The organism is Streptomyces sp. NBC_00435, from assembly GCF_036014235.1.
In the GTDB taxonomy this organism is placed as follows: domain Bacteria; phylum Actinomycetota; class Actinomycetes; order Streptomycetales; family Streptomycetaceae; genus Streptomyces.
Genome location: NZ_CP107924.1, coordinates 3,524,569 through 3,539,536 on the forward strand (window position 1 = coordinate 3,524,569; position 14,968 = coordinate 3,539,536).

The following is a 14,968-nucleotide window of genomic DNA, read 5'->3' on the forward strand; positions in this document are numbered from 1 at the left end:
GGAATCGTCAGGGCGGGCCGCCCGGGCCGCCGGACAAAGACTAACCCCGCATCGTTCAAATTTGAACGATGCGGGGTCATCAGTCATTCCCGCAACCCCTGCCGGGGCCCAGGGCGGGTCAGTGGGCGATCACCGGAACCTTCACGTCGGCGTCGGAGTCCGCACCCCCGGCGACCGGACTGCCCGCACCCGGACGCCCGGTGGTGATGAGGGTCAGGGCGATGAGCGAGCTGGCGACCAGGATGCCGACCGCCCACCAGATCGCGGAGGAGTAGCCCTCCACCATGGCCTGGGCCTGGATCAGCTTGGCCGCCGGACCGCCCGCCGCGGCCGCGGCCGCGTGGTCGGTCAGGTACGCGGTCGTCGCGGAGGCGGCGATCGTGTTCAGCAGGGCGGTACCGATCGCGCCGCCCACCTGCTGCGAGGTGTTGACCATCGCGGAGGCGACACCGGCGTCGGCCGGGTTCACCCCGTACGTGGCCAGGGACATGGCGGGCATGAACGCCGTACCCATGCCGAGGCCCAGCAGCAGCTGCGCCGGAAGGATCAGCGCCGGGTACGAGGAGCCGACCTCCAGCTGCGTCAGCAGCAGCATGCCGCTGGCGGCGACCATGAAGCCGGGGCCCATCAGCAGGCGCGGCGGGACCCGCGTCATGAGGCGGGCGCCGATCTGCGTGGAGCCGGTGATCATGCCCGCGATCATCGGGAGGAAGGCGAAGCCGGTCTTGACGGGCGAGAAGCCCTTCACGACCTGCAGGTAGTAGGTGAGGAACAGGAACAGGCCGAACATCGAGATGACGGCGAGGCCCAGCGAGAGGTAGACACCGCCGCGGTTGCGCTCCAGCAGGACGCGCAGCGGCAGCAGCGGGTGGGTCGTACGGGACTCGACGAAGACGAACGAGGCGAGCAGGACCACGGAGGCGACGAACATGCCCACGGTCAGGGCGTCCGACCAGCCGGCCGACTCGGCGCGGGTGAAGCCGTAGACGAGGGCGACCAGGCCGGACGTGGACAGCAGCACGCCGGGGATGTCGAGCGGCGCGCGGTTACGGCTGCCGGCCGGCTCGCGGATGATCATCCAGGCGCCGACGGCGGCGATGATCGCGAACGGGATGTTGACGAAGAACGTCCAGCGCCAGTTCAGGTACTCGGTGAGGAAGCCACCGAGGATCAGGCCCACCGCGCCACCGCCACCGGCGATCGCACCGTAGATGCCGAAGGCCTTGGCGCGCTCCTTGGCGTCGGTGAACATGACGGCCAGCAGCGAGAGCGCGGCCGGCGCGAGCAGTGCGCCGAAGGCGCCCTGCAGGGCGCGGGCGCCCAGCATCATGGCCTCGCCCTGTGCGGCGCCGCCGAGCGCGGAGGCCAGGGCGAAGCCGGCGAGGCCGGTGATGAAGGCGTTCTTGCGGCCCCACTTGTCGGCGATGCGGCCGCCGAAGAGGAGCAGTCCGCCGAAGGCCAGCGCGTACGCGGTGATGACCCACTGGCGGTTTCCGTCGGAGATGCCGAGGTCGGTCTGGGCGGAGGGGAGGGCGATGTTCACGATGGTGGCGTCGAGGACGACCATCAGCTGCGCCAGGGCTATGAAGACCAGGGCCTTCCAGCGACTGGGGTCGGCTGCAGCCAGCGGCGGGTTCGCGGCTGTTTTGGACATGGGGGTACCCACTTCGTGGTGCGAGATGACTGAAAAGGAAGATTTAGGATGGTTTTACGACGCTAACGGGAGCGACCCGGGGCGTCACATGGTTTTCCGCCTCAGGTCCGCCAGCGTGGTCGCCGAGCCCGGCAGTTCGGAGCGCGCCGGGGCCCTCAACCCGTCCAGGAACAGCTGGAGGTGACGGTGGACGAAGATGTCCGCGTCGAAGCAGGCGGTGCCCGGGAGGGGGCGGCTGAGCTGGGACAGCGCGATCATCAGGTCACCAACACCGACGTCCGTACGCACCAGCCCGGAGGTCCGGCCGGCGCCCAGCAGGGCCTCGACAGCCTCCTCCAAGGCCTCGCGGGAGGCCAGGAGTTCGGGGTGGTCGTGGTCGAAGTCGCTGGAGAGCATGGGGCACAGGGCGCCGATCCGCTCGTCCGCGGCCGCGTGCGTGAAGCGGCACAGGGCGGCGAAGGCGTCCGGCTCCCCGGCCAGCGAGTCGAGGGCCAGCCCCGTCACCCGGTCCATGCCGAACAGCACGACGTGATGGACCAGGGTCGGCCGGTCGGGGAAGTGCCGGTAGAGCGTGGCGTTGCCGACGCCGGCCCGGCGGGCGATCTCGTCGAGCGGGGCCGCGGGGCCGAACTCCACGAGCACGTCACGGGCGGCGGTCAGGATGCGTTCCCGGTTGCGGACGGCGTCGGCGCGCGGACGCGGCACCTTGCCGTCCGGGGCGGCCGGGGCGAGCGGAGCGACCGGAGCGACTGCGGACGCGACCGTACGGGCGGCCTTGCCGGATCCGGCACCCGCCACGGCCCCCGGGGCCGCGAGGTCCAGGACGGACTCCGGGCCCGGTACGGGCAGGGCCGCCGGATCGACGGTGGCGGGGCTCTTCATCCGGGACTCCCTGGCAGGTGAGGCATGGGACCGCTCGAACCGGGGAGCAGCTCCCCGGTTCATGGGGACTCTGGTTCAAACGGGGAAGAGGTCCCCGCTTATTTCACCCTCCCGTGTGACCTGGGTCACACCACTCCGGGCGCCTCGATCCCGTTTGGCCTCTCCCGGCGCGCGAGCCCGCCCCGACCGTCGGAGGGTGAGCCCACAGAGCGCAGCCCGGACCCGGCCGGCTGCCGCGGACCCGAAGGCCGATCTCCATGCCGCAGACGCGCCACCGGATACGCAAGCCAAGCCGCACCAGCGCCTACATCGGCATCACCGCGCTGGCCCTCGGCGTGACGGCGACCGCGAGCGCGGGCATCACCAGCCGCAACCACTCGGCGGCCGGGCCGGTGGCCGCGAACACCGTCGAGTCGATGCTCGCGCCCTGCCGGATCGCGGGCGCGATGGGCGTGCAGATGTCCGAGGGGCTGCCGACCCCGCCGGGGTACGCGCGCTCGACCGGCGAGGTGCGGGCGCTGAACCTGATGATCGACTTCCCCGACGCCAAGGGCGAGGGCACGGCGGCCGACCGGCTGGCGGAGTTCTTCCCGAAGACCTCCGACTGGTTCCGCACCAGCTCCTACGGCCGGCTGACCTACCGGGCCGAGGCGCCGGTGAAGAACTGGCTGCGGATGCCGATGCCGTTCGCGGCGTACGGGATCGAGCGGGGTTCCGCGTACGAGCCGGGCTACCGCCAGCTCGTGGAGCACATCGTCAAGGCGGCTGACGCCGAGGTCGATTTCTCCCGGTATGACCTGATAAATATCCTGGTCACGCCGAACGCGGGTCCCTCCGCCCTCGACACCGTCCTCTCCGTCACCTTCTCCGGCAACGGCGAGGCCCCGAAGGCCGACGGCGTCCCGCTCGCCAACACCTCCTTCGTCTACAGCCGCCAGGACGACGGCTCGGGCTCCTACCGGGAGACCGGCTACCGGGTGCTCCCCCACGAGAACGGGCACATCTTCGGACTGCCCGACCTCTACACCGCCGACGGCGGCGGCACGGTGGGCCACTGGGACGTCATGAGCGAGGACTGGGGCGCCAACAACGATCTGCTGGGATGGCACAAGTGGAAGCTGGGCTGGCTCGACAGCTCCCAGATCAGCTGCGCCGGGAAGTCCGGTGTCAGCGACCACGTGCTGAGCCCGCTGGCCGTCGGGGGCGGCACCAAGCTGGCCTTCATCCCCGTCTCGGAGAGCGCCGGATACGCCGTGGAGGTGCGCACCCGGGCCGGGAACGACGAGGCCGTCTGCAAGCCCGGGGTGCTCATCTACAAGGTGGACTCCGAGGTGGACACCGGCCGCGGGCCCGTCACCGTCTCCGACAGCTCCGGCTCGAGCGGCGGCTGCACGCGGCGGCCCAACGTGCACGCGGAGCTCTCGGACGCGCCGTTTCGCCCGGGCGAGACCTTCACCGACGAGAAGGCCGGCATCAGCGTCTCGGTCGTGGGCGAACTGCGCAACGGCAGCTACCAGGTCCGGGTCACCCGTCCCTGAGCCGTGGCCCGCGGGCCGGGTCACCGGCCCGCGGGTCACCGGCCCGCGGGGCCACGGCTCGGCGGGACCGGGACGAGCAGCGGCTCGAAATGCTGACCGTAGGCCCGCCAGATACCGACCTACGGCCCCCCGCAGGACCGGGTCCGTACGGCGAGTGTTGAAGGCCAAGCCGTGCAACGACGTAGTAAGGAGACTCGTGAAGGCCTTCGCGCTGCGCCGGACCGGCGAGCCGCCCGCCGTGATCGACCGGCCCGTCCCCGAGCCCGGGCCGGGCGAGGTCCTCGTGCGCACCACGGCCGCGCTCATCTGCGCCTGGGACGGGCACCTCGCCGCCGGGGCGCCCACCGGGCTCGGCCACGAGGCCGTCGGCGTCGTGGAGGCCGTCGGCCCCGGGGTCTGCCCCTCCTACGCCGGACGGCGCGTCGGCGTGGAGGGCCACGGGCGGCTCGCCGAGTTCTTCCGCGCCCCGGCCGCCGGGGCCGGTCTGGTCCCGCTCCCCCGCACCATCTCCGACCACCAGGCCCTCTACGCGGCCGGCGCGCTCCCCACCGGCTTCGCCGCCGCCGACGAGTCGGGGCCGCCGCCGGGCGGGAGCGTCGTCGTCTTCGGCCAAGGGGCCGTCGGGCTCAGTGCGACCGTCTCCGCCGGCCGGCTGCGTGGGGCGCGCGTGATCGCCGTCGAGCCGGAGATGAAGCGCCAGCGCCTCGCCCTGCGGTTCGGGGCGGACGTGGTGATCGACCCGGCCTACGAGGACACCACCGAGCGGATCCTGGAGCTGACCGGGGGCGCCGGCGCCGACCGCGCGATCATGGCGACGGCCGCGCCCGCCGCCGCGACGGCCGCCCGTGCGGGACTCTCCGACGGCGGGCGGATCACGTACGCCCGCTGCCGGCCGCCCCGCAGCAGCGGCGCGCGGCTCGCGCGGGCCCTGCGGCTGATCGACGAGGGCCTGGTGGACCCGACGGTGATCACCACCCACGAGTTCCCCTTCGACCGTGTCGGCGAAGCCTTCACCCGGCTCGCCGCGAGGGAACCGGGCATGATCAAACCGGTCATCCTGTTCCCGCGGCCCGTCCCGGCGGCCCGCCGTCCCTGACCGGGAAGGTGGTCGGCTTCGTGGCCGGCGACCCGTCCTTCACCGGGCAGCCGCTCGTGGTCAACGGCGCGAGCGAGTCGCTCGGCGTGGCGGCGCCGCATGGCAGGGTGGGCGCGGACACCGGATCGAGCAGGGGGACCTCACACGTGAACCGGCACATCGAGTTCGAGCGGCTGCACAACTTCCGTGATCTCGGGGGCTACCGCACGGACGACGGCTCCACCGTCGCCTGGGGCGCCCTCTACCGGGCCGACTCGCTCGGCAAGCTCCAAGGCGCAGACTGGGACCGCTTCCTGGACCTCGGCGTCCGCACCGTCATCGACCTGCGCTACCCGTGGGAGATCGAGGCCAAGGGCCGGATACCGGAGCCCGAGCGGTTCACGTACGCCAACCTCAGCATCGAGCACCGGCCGTACGACCAGGCGGAGATCGACCCGGACACCGATCCCTGGCGCTTCCTCGCGGACCGGTTCGCCGAGGTCGCCGAGGACGGCGTGGCGGAGATCCGGGCCGCGATCGAACTGCTCGCCGAAGGCCCGGGCCCGGCGGTCTTCCACTGCACCTCGGGCAAGGACCGCACCGGCCTGATCGCGGCGCTCGTCCTGAACCTCCTCGGCGTCGACGAGGAGCAGATCCTCGCGGACTTCGCCCTGACGGAGCTGGCCACCGCCCGGCTGACGGCCGACTGGCACGCCGCCAACCCCGGCCGCAGCATGCGCTGGCCGTCGTACGGCCGCGCCCCGGCCGAGATCCTGCGCCTGACCCTGGCGGACCTCACCACCCGCCACGGCTCGGTGCGGGCCTACCTCACGGACGCGGTCGGCATCACCCCGGAGACGACGGGGCGCTTGCGGGCCCGCTTCCTGACCGCGTGACCGGCCGGTCGGCCGCCGCCCTCATCGCCCGGGCCGGTCACGAGGACCCCGGCCTCCGCGCCGAGGTGGCGAGCGAGCTGCCCGGGGCCCTGTCCGGCGGGGCGGGCGACCCCGTGCTGGCGGCTCTGGTCCGGCTGACCTCCGACGCGGTGGCCTCCGTGCGCGAGCAGGCCACCTTCGCGCTGGGACAGCTCGCCGAGGTCGACGGTCCGGAGATCAGGGCGGCCCTGTGGCGGCGGGTCGGGGACGAGGACGCGGAGACGCGCGAGGAAGCCGTACGCGGTCTGGCCGTGCGGCGGGATCCCGGCGCCGTTCCACTGCTCGCGGCGCTGCTCGAGGAGCCGACCGCGTACGTCCGGACGTTCAACGCGGCGGCCGTGCTCGGCGATCCGGGGCTACTGCCCTCGCTGCACAAGTACGACCCGGCGGATCCCGGTGTCGGCGAGGCCCTCGCGGCCTGCGACCCGATGGCCCGGGAGCGCCGCGACGCCGCGGCGTGCGCGCTGCTGGACGCGGTCTACGCCCTGCTGCCCGAGGCCGACGCGGCCCTGTACGCCTCGCGCTTCGAGGCGAACCTGACGCTGCTGCTCATCACCCGCGGACGGGGCGAGGTGCTGTGGGACGCGGACGGCCTGCTGGTCCGCGCCGGCGGGGATCCGCGGCGGGCGGCGGAGCTGGTCGCCGGAGACGTTTGAGGGCCGGCCCGGAAAAGCCCCGTGCCCCCGTCCGGCGGGGATCGCCGGACGGGGGCACGGGCATTCACTTCGATCTACAGACCGGCAGGGAAGGTGACGCTCCCGACGGTCCTGATCAGGAACCTCCACGACTCCTGTCGCTTCGGGCTGGCCGGGAAGAGCTCGACCCGGATCCCGTGCTCGAGCTCGATCAGGAGGTCCCCGACCGGTGTCCGGCGCACCGAGAGCACCCGGGGCGAGGTCCGCCCGAGGTACTCGCGCAGGGAATCGGCGCCGACGTCGTACGCCCGTCGCTCGCCGTCCCCGGCCTCGTCCGCCGGTCCCTTGCGGGGGGCCGGTCGGTGCAGGTCGTCGTACCCCAGGACGATCCGGTCCTGCTGGACGATCCGGAACGGGCACTGTGCGTGCACCGCGAACTCACTGCCGGTGGATTCCTCCCCGCTGTCACCCAGCGGCCAGGACATCTGGCGGCCGAAGTCGGCCACCCCCATGTCACCGAACCGGTAGACGTTCACGAACGGCTCCCCGACCAGACGCTGGAGCAGCGAGTCGTCGTCCGTCCCGTTCCCGGCAGTACTGTCGATCATTTGCACCCGAACGCCTTCTTCAGCCTGGTCAGGACTCCCTGGTAGTCGAGGCCCTCGTGGCTGACCTCGTCATGGACTCTGTCACGTTCCTTGCCGGTGAGCTTGCGGTCCAGCAGTCGCTCCAGTTCCTTGCGGGCACTGTCGATCTCCCGCTGCTGCTGCTCGCGGCTCTTGGTGGTCTTGTAGCCCTCACCCGTGTCGGCGTCTCCCTCGCCGTTGTCCCAGTCGTCGATCCGGAAGCGGGGGTCGATGGGAACGGCGTTGGAGGAGCTGCCTCCGGCGGCCGCAGCCGAACTGCTGCTGCTGTCGTCGTCCTCGTCGTCCCAGCGGTTCACCATGTTGGTGACCGCCACGGTCACCACGACCGCTACCGCGACGGCCACGACCAGCACCACGACGGCCGCGACGATCGGGATGGCGGGGAGGAACCACACGAACTTGCCGGACGGGTCGATCCCGTTGAGCGGGTTGCCCGCGACGTAGCCGTACGCGCTGCGGGTGGACTGCACCATGGGGTCGACGGTGAGGAACTGGGTGGTCTTCGGGTCGTAGTAGCGGGCCCGCAGGTAGACCAGCCCGGACTCCGCGTCCGTGTACTGACCCGCGTACCGCAGCGGGGTGGATGCCGTGCCGGACTGTCCGGCGGGCGTGCCGTAGGCGGTGTACGCGTAACCGGCGACGACGGCACCGCTGGTGTCCGTCAGCGCACGGGTGGAACCCAGCTGGTCATGGAAGTACCACTGGGTGCCCGTGGCCGCGATCTGCTCGACCGGGGCCGAGTTCGGGCCGTAGACGTAGCTGGTGGTGCCGTCCCACAGCAGGTTGGGATTGGTCGCCGCGTCCCAGGTGAAGGCGGTCGTGGTCGATCCGACCGTCTTGGAGACCCGGAGACCGCTGCCGTCGTACTTGTAGGAGGCCGTGCCGCTGCCGCTGCTGACCGAGGTCAGCTGCTTCTCCTGGTTGTACGTGTAGGTGGTGGACGCGGCCCCCGTGGTGGCCTTGGTGCGGTTGCCCTGCGGGTCGTACGTGTAGGTGGTGGCGCCCGACGGCACGGTGCCGCAGGTTGGGCTGGCCGGCACGGTTCCGGTGGTGCTCCAGCAGAGCTGGTTGCTCTGGTCGAACCTCTGCTTGATGCCCTCCGCCTGGATCGGGTTGTCCGCGGCGTCGTAGGCGGACGTCGTCGTCACCGCGCCCGCGGTGGCGGACTTCAGCTGCTGGAGCGGGGTGTACAGGTACGTCTGGCCGCTGCCGGGGACGCCGGTCGGCGTCTCGGAGCCCAGCTGGCCGGTCTTGCCGCGGGTGTAGGTGAGCGCGCCGAGAGTGGTGGCGCCCTTCTTCAGGGTGTCGGAGAGCGACTGGCCCGCGTCGTCGAGGACCGTCGTGGCGACGGTGCCGTTCGGGTAGGTGGTGGACGTCCAGCGACTGTCCGCGTCGTAGCCGAAGGTGGTGGACCTGTTGTTCCAGTCCTTCACCCCGGTGAGCTGGTTGTCCTTGCTGAAGGTCCGGGTGACGGTGAGTCCGGCGGCTCCCGGGTAGGTGATGGAGGTCTGGTTGTTGTTCTCGTCGTAGCCGTACCCGACCACCGATCCGGCGCCGTTGATCTGGGAGACGATGCGGCCGAAGCCGTCGTAGGCCCAGTGGCTGGTGCCGGTGCTGTCGGTCATGGAGACCTGGCGGCCGGCGGCGTCGTAGCCGATGTCGGTGACCGGCGCGGTGGCCGCGTCCGAGTAGCTCACCGACGTCCGCTGGCCGGTGATGTCGTAGGTGAAGGTGGTGACGCGACCGGACGGGTCGGTCTGGGTCTTGCGGTTGCCCACCGCGTCGTAGGTGGTGCTGGTCTTGCGGCCGGCCGGATCGGTGCGGCTGATCTGGCGCGCGCGGGCGTCGTAGCCGTACGTGGTGACGGCCCCGGCACCGTCGGTGGTGCTCTTGATGGTGGAGTCGGGGTTGTAGGCCGTGCTCAGCGTGGTGTTGTCGGGCCTCTTGACCGAGAGCTGACGGCTGAGCGGGTCGGAGGTGTACGTGGTGGTCAGACCGTCCGCGTCCGTGGACGAGGTCTGGTCGCCGTTGGCGTTGAAGACGCTGGTGGTGGCGTGACCGAGCGGGTCGGTCGCCCCCGTCAGGTGGTCCCAGACGTCGTAGGTGTAGGTGTTGCAACCCTTCGCCGGAGCGGTGCACGTGGTCGGGGTGCCCGCCGCGGTACCGGTGGGCAGGACCGTCGAGGTCCGCAGCCCCCGCTTGAGGTCGTAGCCGTGGCGGGTGACGTTCCCGGCGGCGTCGGTGGAGCTGACCACGTTGCCCGCGGCGTCGTAGGTGTTGCTGGTGGTGTTGCCGCGGGCGTCCACGACCCGGGTGGAGTCACCCGGGTGGGCGACGTCCTCGTAGTAGACGTTCAGCGCCTGGGCGGGCGCCTTCTCGTTCACCGGCTGGCGCACCATGCTGGTGAGCTGCAGGTGGCCGTCGCCGGCGGTGTTGGTGCCGCCCGGGGTGGCGATGTGGCCGGCCTCGTCGTAGTTGTACGAGGTCCGCAGGCCACCGGGGTCGATGACGGTCGTCGGGTTGTCGGCTCCGTCGTAGCTGCGGCTGGTGGTGAAACCACGGGCGTCGCTGGACGAGGTCTCGTTGCCGTGGTCGTCGTAGGTGAAGGTCTTCAGGTTGCCGTTCGGGTCGGTGACGGCGGTGACCCCCAGGCTGATCGGGTCGTAGGCGAAGGTCGTGGTTCCGGCCTCCGGCGTTCCGTAGCCCTTGGTCTCGGAGGTCAGAAGGCCGTTCTGGTAGGTGTGCAGCGTCTTGTTGCCGGCCGGGTCGGTGACCAGCGTCTGTCCCGCCGTCAGGCCGGCCGTGGCGTCCGGACCGTAGGTGAAGGCGGTCGGGGCACCGGTCTGGTCGGTCTGGACCAGGACGCGTCCCGCGCCGTCGTAGGTCATCGCGACCACGGGCGTGGGGGTGGCCGTGCTGCCGTACTGGACGGGCCGGCGCATCGAGTTGATCAGGTGGTTGGCCGTGTAGCCGTACGTGAAGTGGTCGTCGTCCTTGAGGGTGGGCGTGCGGGTCGTACCGACGCCGTACACGTCCGTGAGGTTGCCGGAACCGTCGTAGCCGTACGTGACCTTGCGGCCGGCGGTGTCGGACAGTGCGGTGATGTGGCTGCCCGTCCAGGTCAGCGTGTAGATGCGGCCGCCGGGGTCGGTGATGGTGGAGAGGTGACCACTGCCGTCGTAGGCCATGGTGGTGGCGTAGGGCGGAGTCGCCTTGCTGCCGGCCACATCGGTCTCGGAGAGCAGTCGGCCGTTGCCCGCGTCGAAGGTGAAGACCTCCTTCGACTTGCGGGTGAAGGTGTAGGTCGAACCGCTCTTGGTCAGCGTCGCGTTGTAGCGCGGTGCGGACGGCGCGTAGGTGCCGGCCGTGTTGACGAAGGTGACCTGGGAGCCGTCCTCCTGCTTGACCGTCACATTGCCGGTCGGGCCGTCGGTGGCGGCGGAGAGGTTGTAGGAGTACGTCCAGCCCCAGCCGAACGCGCCGTTGGTGGCGAGCGCGGCATTGGGTCCGGCCGGGTCGGCCGTCGCGGAGGCGTAGCTGCGGGTGAAGTTCAGCGGCTTGCCGCGGCCCGGGGTGGCCAGGTCGGTGAACTGGTCACCGAAGTAGCCGGTGCTGGTGTCGATGGGGTCCCCGGCGGTGCGACGGCCGCAGCCGCAGCGGATCCAGGCGGGGTTGCTGCCCTTGGGGGCGTCCTGGACGCCGGGAGGTCCGCCGATCGGCTGGCCCGGGGTGCCGCCCATCGGGATGAAGGCGGCCGCGTCGTAGGCGACGTCGTAGTCGGCGTAGTTGATGTTTCCGGAGCCGGTGATCTCGCTCTTGTTGGTGAGCTTGACGTTACCGCCGTTCGACATCGCGAAGGTGCCGATGGTGACCCATTCCTCGGTGCCCCAGTTCTGGTTCACCCGGATCTTCCACGGACTCGCTCCGCCACCCGGATTGATCGTGTAGACCACGTTGGTGGCCGACGCCGCGGTCGACGGGAAGTGCAGCTTGATCTTGTAGTACTGCAGCTTGGGCAGGTTGGGCGTCCAGGTACCGGTGTTGATCTGGTCCGGGTTGGAGCCGTCCTCGGTGTGCGTGAACAGCACGTGCCCGCCGAAGCCCGCACCCAGTTGGTGGGTGTCCAGGGCACCGATCGGATCACCCGCGGCGTTGGTCCCGTAGGAGTACGAGAAGGTGCCGCCCTGCGACCAGTTCGACGAGCCGCAGCCCACCAGGTTCAGTGGCGGCTGGCTCTGGGACTCGTCGACGATGATCGGCGCGCCGTAGCCCGCGTTCGACACCTTGGAGCTGTCCAGGGAACAGGTCGGGGGGTGCGGGTGGGGCTTGACGACGGCCGGTTCGGTGGAGCCGGCCCCGGCGGTGTAGGCGCTGGTGGCACAGGTGGTGGCGCAGTCGGAGATGAACGTCACCGGGGAGTGCCACCAGCACTGGAGACTGGCCAGGGTGCAGTTCTTCGGGTTCTGCGCGCCCGTGGGATCGCACTTGTTCTCGGCCGTGCAGAAGGCGCCGACCGGCGGGATCTGCAGCCAGGTCTTGCCGCCGTGGTAGTCCGGCTTGGCGTACGCCGGCTGGTTGAAGCGCAGGATGGGCTGACCCATCCAACCCATGATGCGCTCCTGGTACGGCCAACTCGCCGGGTGCGAGGCATCCGCGTACGAAGAGCGCAGGTAGGGGGCGCGGACCGGCGGGTAGTCCGGGTTGGCCGGGTTGTTGGACCAACCCAGACCCCAGGTGCCGTCCGCTCCGACACAGGTCGGGCTGGGAACACAGCCCGTGGTGTTACCGAACTTGGCGTTCGGCTGGATGCCGGAGTTGTACGCCCAGGCGGCCAGGTACCAGTTCTCCAGGTAGCGGGGGTTGCCGCCGTTGACGGTGATGCCCGCGTCGTAGAGCTGGTTCCAGGTCTTCTGCAGGATCTGCAGACCCGCGGACACGTTCTCCTGGTAATCGACCGCGATCTTCGTCTGGCCGTTCACCGAATAGGTCGTGTCGCCCTTGGACATGCCGGTCGTGACCTGACCCAGGCCGTAACCGCAGTCGCCCTTGGCGTAGTCCATGTGACTGATCGAGCCACCGGCGCCGTAGTAGTCACCGACGAGCACGCCGCCCGCGATGCCGGGCAGCGCGTGCCAGGAGGCCTGGCTGTAGTTGCTCTCCTGGGCGACGATCGCCTGGTAGAGCGAGCGGGGCACCGTGTCGAAGGTGTCGCCCGCCGGATGCTTGAGCGCTATCCGGCCGAAGTCGCTGTTGGGGGCGTACGCCGCCAGACCAAGGTTCGCGAACCCGGCCGGGCGCGTGTAGGCGGAGCCGGTCAGCAGGCCCTGCTCGGCCATCTCGATGCCCCAGGAGACCTGCGCCGTACCCGGCTGCAGGACCTGCCGGTTCTCGGCGAGCCGGTCCACCGCGCACTTGGGGGTGGTCTGCGCCGCCGCCACCGCCATCGGGACGGCCGCGGCCCGCGACTCCTTCGTCCACTGGACGCCGGAGCCCGAGCTCGGTGCCGAGCTCAGGGACTTGGCGGCCGGGGCGGGCGGGGCGACCGGCTTGACCAACGGGGTCGGCAGCGTGGTGACCGGGCTCTTGGAGGGCTTCGCCGCCGGGCGGTTCAGCAGCCGGGCATCCTTGGTCGCGAGGACCAGGGGCGCGTCCGAGGAGGTCTGCGCGCCGTCGCCGATCAGGGCGCCGCCGTCGAGGGAGACGGCTGTGACGCCGTTCGGCAGGCCCTTGGTCTGGGCCTTGGTGATCCCGGACCCCGAGGCGACGTCACTGGCACCCACCGCGATGGCATGGCCGCCACGACCCTGCATCAGACGCAGCGACTCCTTCGGACCCTGCCCCAGCGAGGAGACCTTTCCGGAGCGCAGCCGCATCAACTTCGACGGCTCGGCGCGCTCGGACTGGACCGCGAAGTCCACCGTGCCACCGGCCGCGGGACGCAGATCGTAGGCATCGCCTTCGACCTTCGCCAGCACCTTCGGCGTGGCAGCACCCGCGATGGGCGCCGGGATCCGTACCAGCGAGTCACCCATCACACCGACCGGGCCCTCGGAGGTGGGAACCACGGAGGTCACCTGCCCCTGCACCGTCACCGTGCCGCGGATCTTGCCCGTGGGCAGATCCACCGAGAGAACCTGCGTACTGCGCTGGTTCTCACCCGGGTTGACGACGAACGTCGCATCCGTGCCGACACCACAGCCCGGCGAGTGGTACTTCATCGCCACACCCGTGGCGACGGGCTTGACCGCGCCGCTCTTCAAGTCGACCGAGTACGCGAACGCACCATGGTCACGAGCCTCGGCCCGGTTGACCGCCGACGCCGGCAGGACCGTCAGCGCCGCGAACCGCCCGTCACCGGAAACACACTGGTAGCCCGTCCAGGAAGCGTCATCGATGCCACCGGGGCGTACGACCGCCAGCTCGCGCCAGGTGTAGCCACCTGCGCCGGTACCCACCGACAGGTGGTAACCGGCACTGTCACCCCACCCGTTGAGCAGCACATCGGCCGCCGGACCCGCCGACTCGGCGGGCGCCGCCTGCGCCGCGCCGGGCGCCTTCACGGCATTCGGGCCGGAGGCCGCGGAGGCCGGGCCCTGTGTGGCTGCCAGCAGGGACATGGCCAGGAGCACGGTCCCTGGTATCCCCAGCTTTGGCCATCTGTATCGCAACACAAAAACTCCCCGAAATCGGGGTGCGCACAGTGCGCACTCCACACGCCGCGCTGGATCCACCAGCACGGCGAAAACCCGGCCTGTTCCGGACCGCGTGGAGCGGCCGGACCCGGCTGGGAAACCTTTGGGACGGCCGCGAGGCCAGTAATCGGGCGGTGGCGGCGGAGGGGACTCGACGACCGCAACACCTTGATCATTAGAACATTCTTAACTTTTACCGGAGGGTAAAGAGTTGCCCAGCGTTAGGCGAAGACCCGGTCAACTCTCCTCCGTGGAGTGCGGCTTCGGACCCGAGGCTGCCAGTACGCGGACGGGGCCCGGCGCATGTGCGCCGGGCCCCGTCCGATTGTCTTCCGCCGCGGTCACGGCCTCCCTTCGCCGAGCATCCGGCGCAGGGCTTCGTCATGGCGCACCACACCGGGCGCCGCCAGCCCTTCCAGGGCGGCCAGCAGACGCCTCCGGTCGGCCGTGGTCGTGAAGGTGAGGGCGGACTGCGCCCGTACGCCGTCGGTGCCGGTCAGCGAGAGGGTCCACAGAGGCAGCCGCCCGCCCGTCCCGGTCACCGCGACCTCCGCGAGCCGGTCCGCCGGGATCGAGATCCGCTGCGGGCCGTGCCGCACGGTCACGACCTCGCCGGCGACCGTGACGGAGATCAGCCGGCACAGGAACGGGACCGCGAGGAGGAGGGCAAGGGAGAGGCCCCCGAGGATCCACGGGGCCGCGCCCCCGCCCATGAGGAACAGCTTCGGCCACAGCAGGAGGGCGAAGGGCACGAGGAGGCAGCCGGCCACACGCCGGGGACCGGGGTGTACGGACATGCCTTCCGGAGGAGGGTTCATGAGGGTCGCTCCATGGGTGGTACGGGAATCAGGAACGCCGCCGAGGACCCCACCGCCGCCGGGGGCGGCGGCGGTGGGGGTCGGCTCGGCCG

The 14,968-nt window shown here is 71.0% G+C and carries 9 protein-coding genes; 4 read left to right on the plus strand and 5 right to left on the minus strand.

Annotated elements, in window-relative coordinates; all coding sequences use genetic code 11:
- Positions 1-118 precede the first annotated feature (118 nt).
- Entirely contained in the window at positions 119-1,654 is a 1,536-nt protein-coding gene (locus tag OG389_RS16055) for an MFS transporter (protein WP_328299168.1), read from the minus strand.
- 84 nt (positions 1,655-1,738) lie between these two features.
- A complete protein-coding gene (locus OG389_RS16060; protein WP_328299169.1) occupies positions 1,739-2,536 on the minus strand; it encodes a TetR/AcrR family transcriptional regulator in 798 nt (265 codons plus the stop codon).
- Between the two features lie 257 nt (positions 2,537-2,793).
- Here OG389_RS16060 and OG389_RS16065 point away from each other — a divergent pair, with 257 nt between their 5' ends.
- From OG389_RS16065 to OG389_RS16080, 4 genes are all read left to right on the plus strand, one after another.
- Complete coding sequence (locus OG389_RS16065) at positions 2,794-4,074, plus strand: M6 family metalloprotease domain-containing protein (RefSeq protein WP_328299170.1); 1,281 nt, start codon at positions 2,794-2,796, stop codon at positions 4,072-4,074.
- A 196-nt stretch (positions 4,075-4,270) separates the two neighbouring features.
- Positions 4,271-5,170 carry a zinc-binding dehydrogenase gene (locus OG389_RS16070; protein WP_328299171.1) on the plus strand — a complete coding sequence of 300 codons (900 nt, stop codon included), beginning with the start codon at positions 4,271-4,273 and terminating at the stop codon, positions 5,168-5,170.
- A 146-nt stretch (positions 5,171-5,316) separates the two neighbouring features.
- Positions 5,317-6,045 carry a tyrosine-protein phosphatase gene (locus OG389_RS16075; protein ID WP_328303831.1) on the plus strand — a complete coding sequence of 243 codons (729 nt, stop codon included), beginning with the start codon at positions 5,317-5,319 and terminating at the stop codon, positions 6,043-6,045.
- Positions 6,042-6,740: a HEAT repeat domain-containing protein gene (locus tag OG389_RS16080; protein ID WP_328299172.1), complete on the plus strand. Its 699-nt coding sequence runs from the start codon at positions 6,042-6,044 to the stop codon at positions 6,738-6,740. Before OG389_RS16075 ends, OG389_RS16080 begins: the two co-directional genes overlap by 4 nt.
- Positions 6,741-6,814: 74 nt before the next feature.
- On the opposite strand, the gene OG389_RS16085 is transcribed toward OG389_RS16080, so the two are convergent.
- The 3 genes from OG389_RS16085 to OG389_RS16095 all read right to left on the minus strand — a co-directional run bounded on the left by OG389_RS16085 (position 6,815) and on the right by OG389_RS16095 (position 14,876).
- Positions 6,815-7,327 carry a hypothetical protein gene (locus OG389_RS16085; RefSeq protein WP_328299173.1) on the minus strand — a complete coding sequence of 171 codons (513 nt, stop codon included), beginning with the start codon at positions 7,325-7,327 and terminating at the stop codon, positions 6,815-6,817.
- The gene (locus tag OG389_RS16090; protein WP_328299174.1) at positions 7,324-13,983 is read right to left on the minus strand and encodes an RHS repeat-associated core domain-containing protein; all 6,660 of its coding nucleotides are present in this window, start codon (positions 13,981-13,983) and stop codon (positions 7,324-7,326) included. Before OG389_RS16090 ends, OG389_RS16085 begins: the two co-directional genes overlap by 4 nt.
- 416 nt (positions 13,984-14,399) lie before the next feature.
- Positions 14,400-14,876 carry a hypothetical protein gene (locus OG389_RS16095; RefSeq protein ID WP_328299175.1) on the minus strand — a complete coding sequence of 159 codons (477 nt, stop codon included), beginning with the start codon at positions 14,874-14,876 and terminating at the stop codon, positions 14,400-14,402.
- Positions 14,877-14,968 lie beyond the last annotated feature (92 nt).

Coding starts and splice junctions, on each gene's coding strand:
- OG389_RS16095 (WP_328299175.1), bottom strand. CDS start 14,876: ATGAACCCTCCTCCGGAAGGCATGTCCGTACACCCCGGTCCCCGGCGT.
- OG389_RS16090 (WP_328299174.1), bottom strand. CDS start 13,983: ATGTCCCTGCTGGCAGCCACACAGGGCCCGGCCTCCGCGGCCTCCGGC.
- OG389_RS16060 (WP_328299169.1), bottom strand. CDS start 2,536: ATGAAGAGCCCCGCCACCGTCGATCCGGCGGCCCTGCCCGTACCGGGC.
- OG389_RS16085 (WP_328299173.1), bottom strand. CDS start 7,327: ATGATCGACAGTACTGCCGGGAACGGGACGGACGACGACTCGCTGCTC.
- OG389_RS16055 (WP_328299168.1), bottom strand. CDS start 1,654: ATGTCCAAAACAGCCGCGAACCCGCCGCTGGCTGCAGCCGACCCCAGT.
- OG389_RS16065 (WP_328299170.1), top strand. CDS start 2,794: ATGCCGCAGACGCGCCACCGGATACGCAAGCCAAGCCGCACCAGCGCC.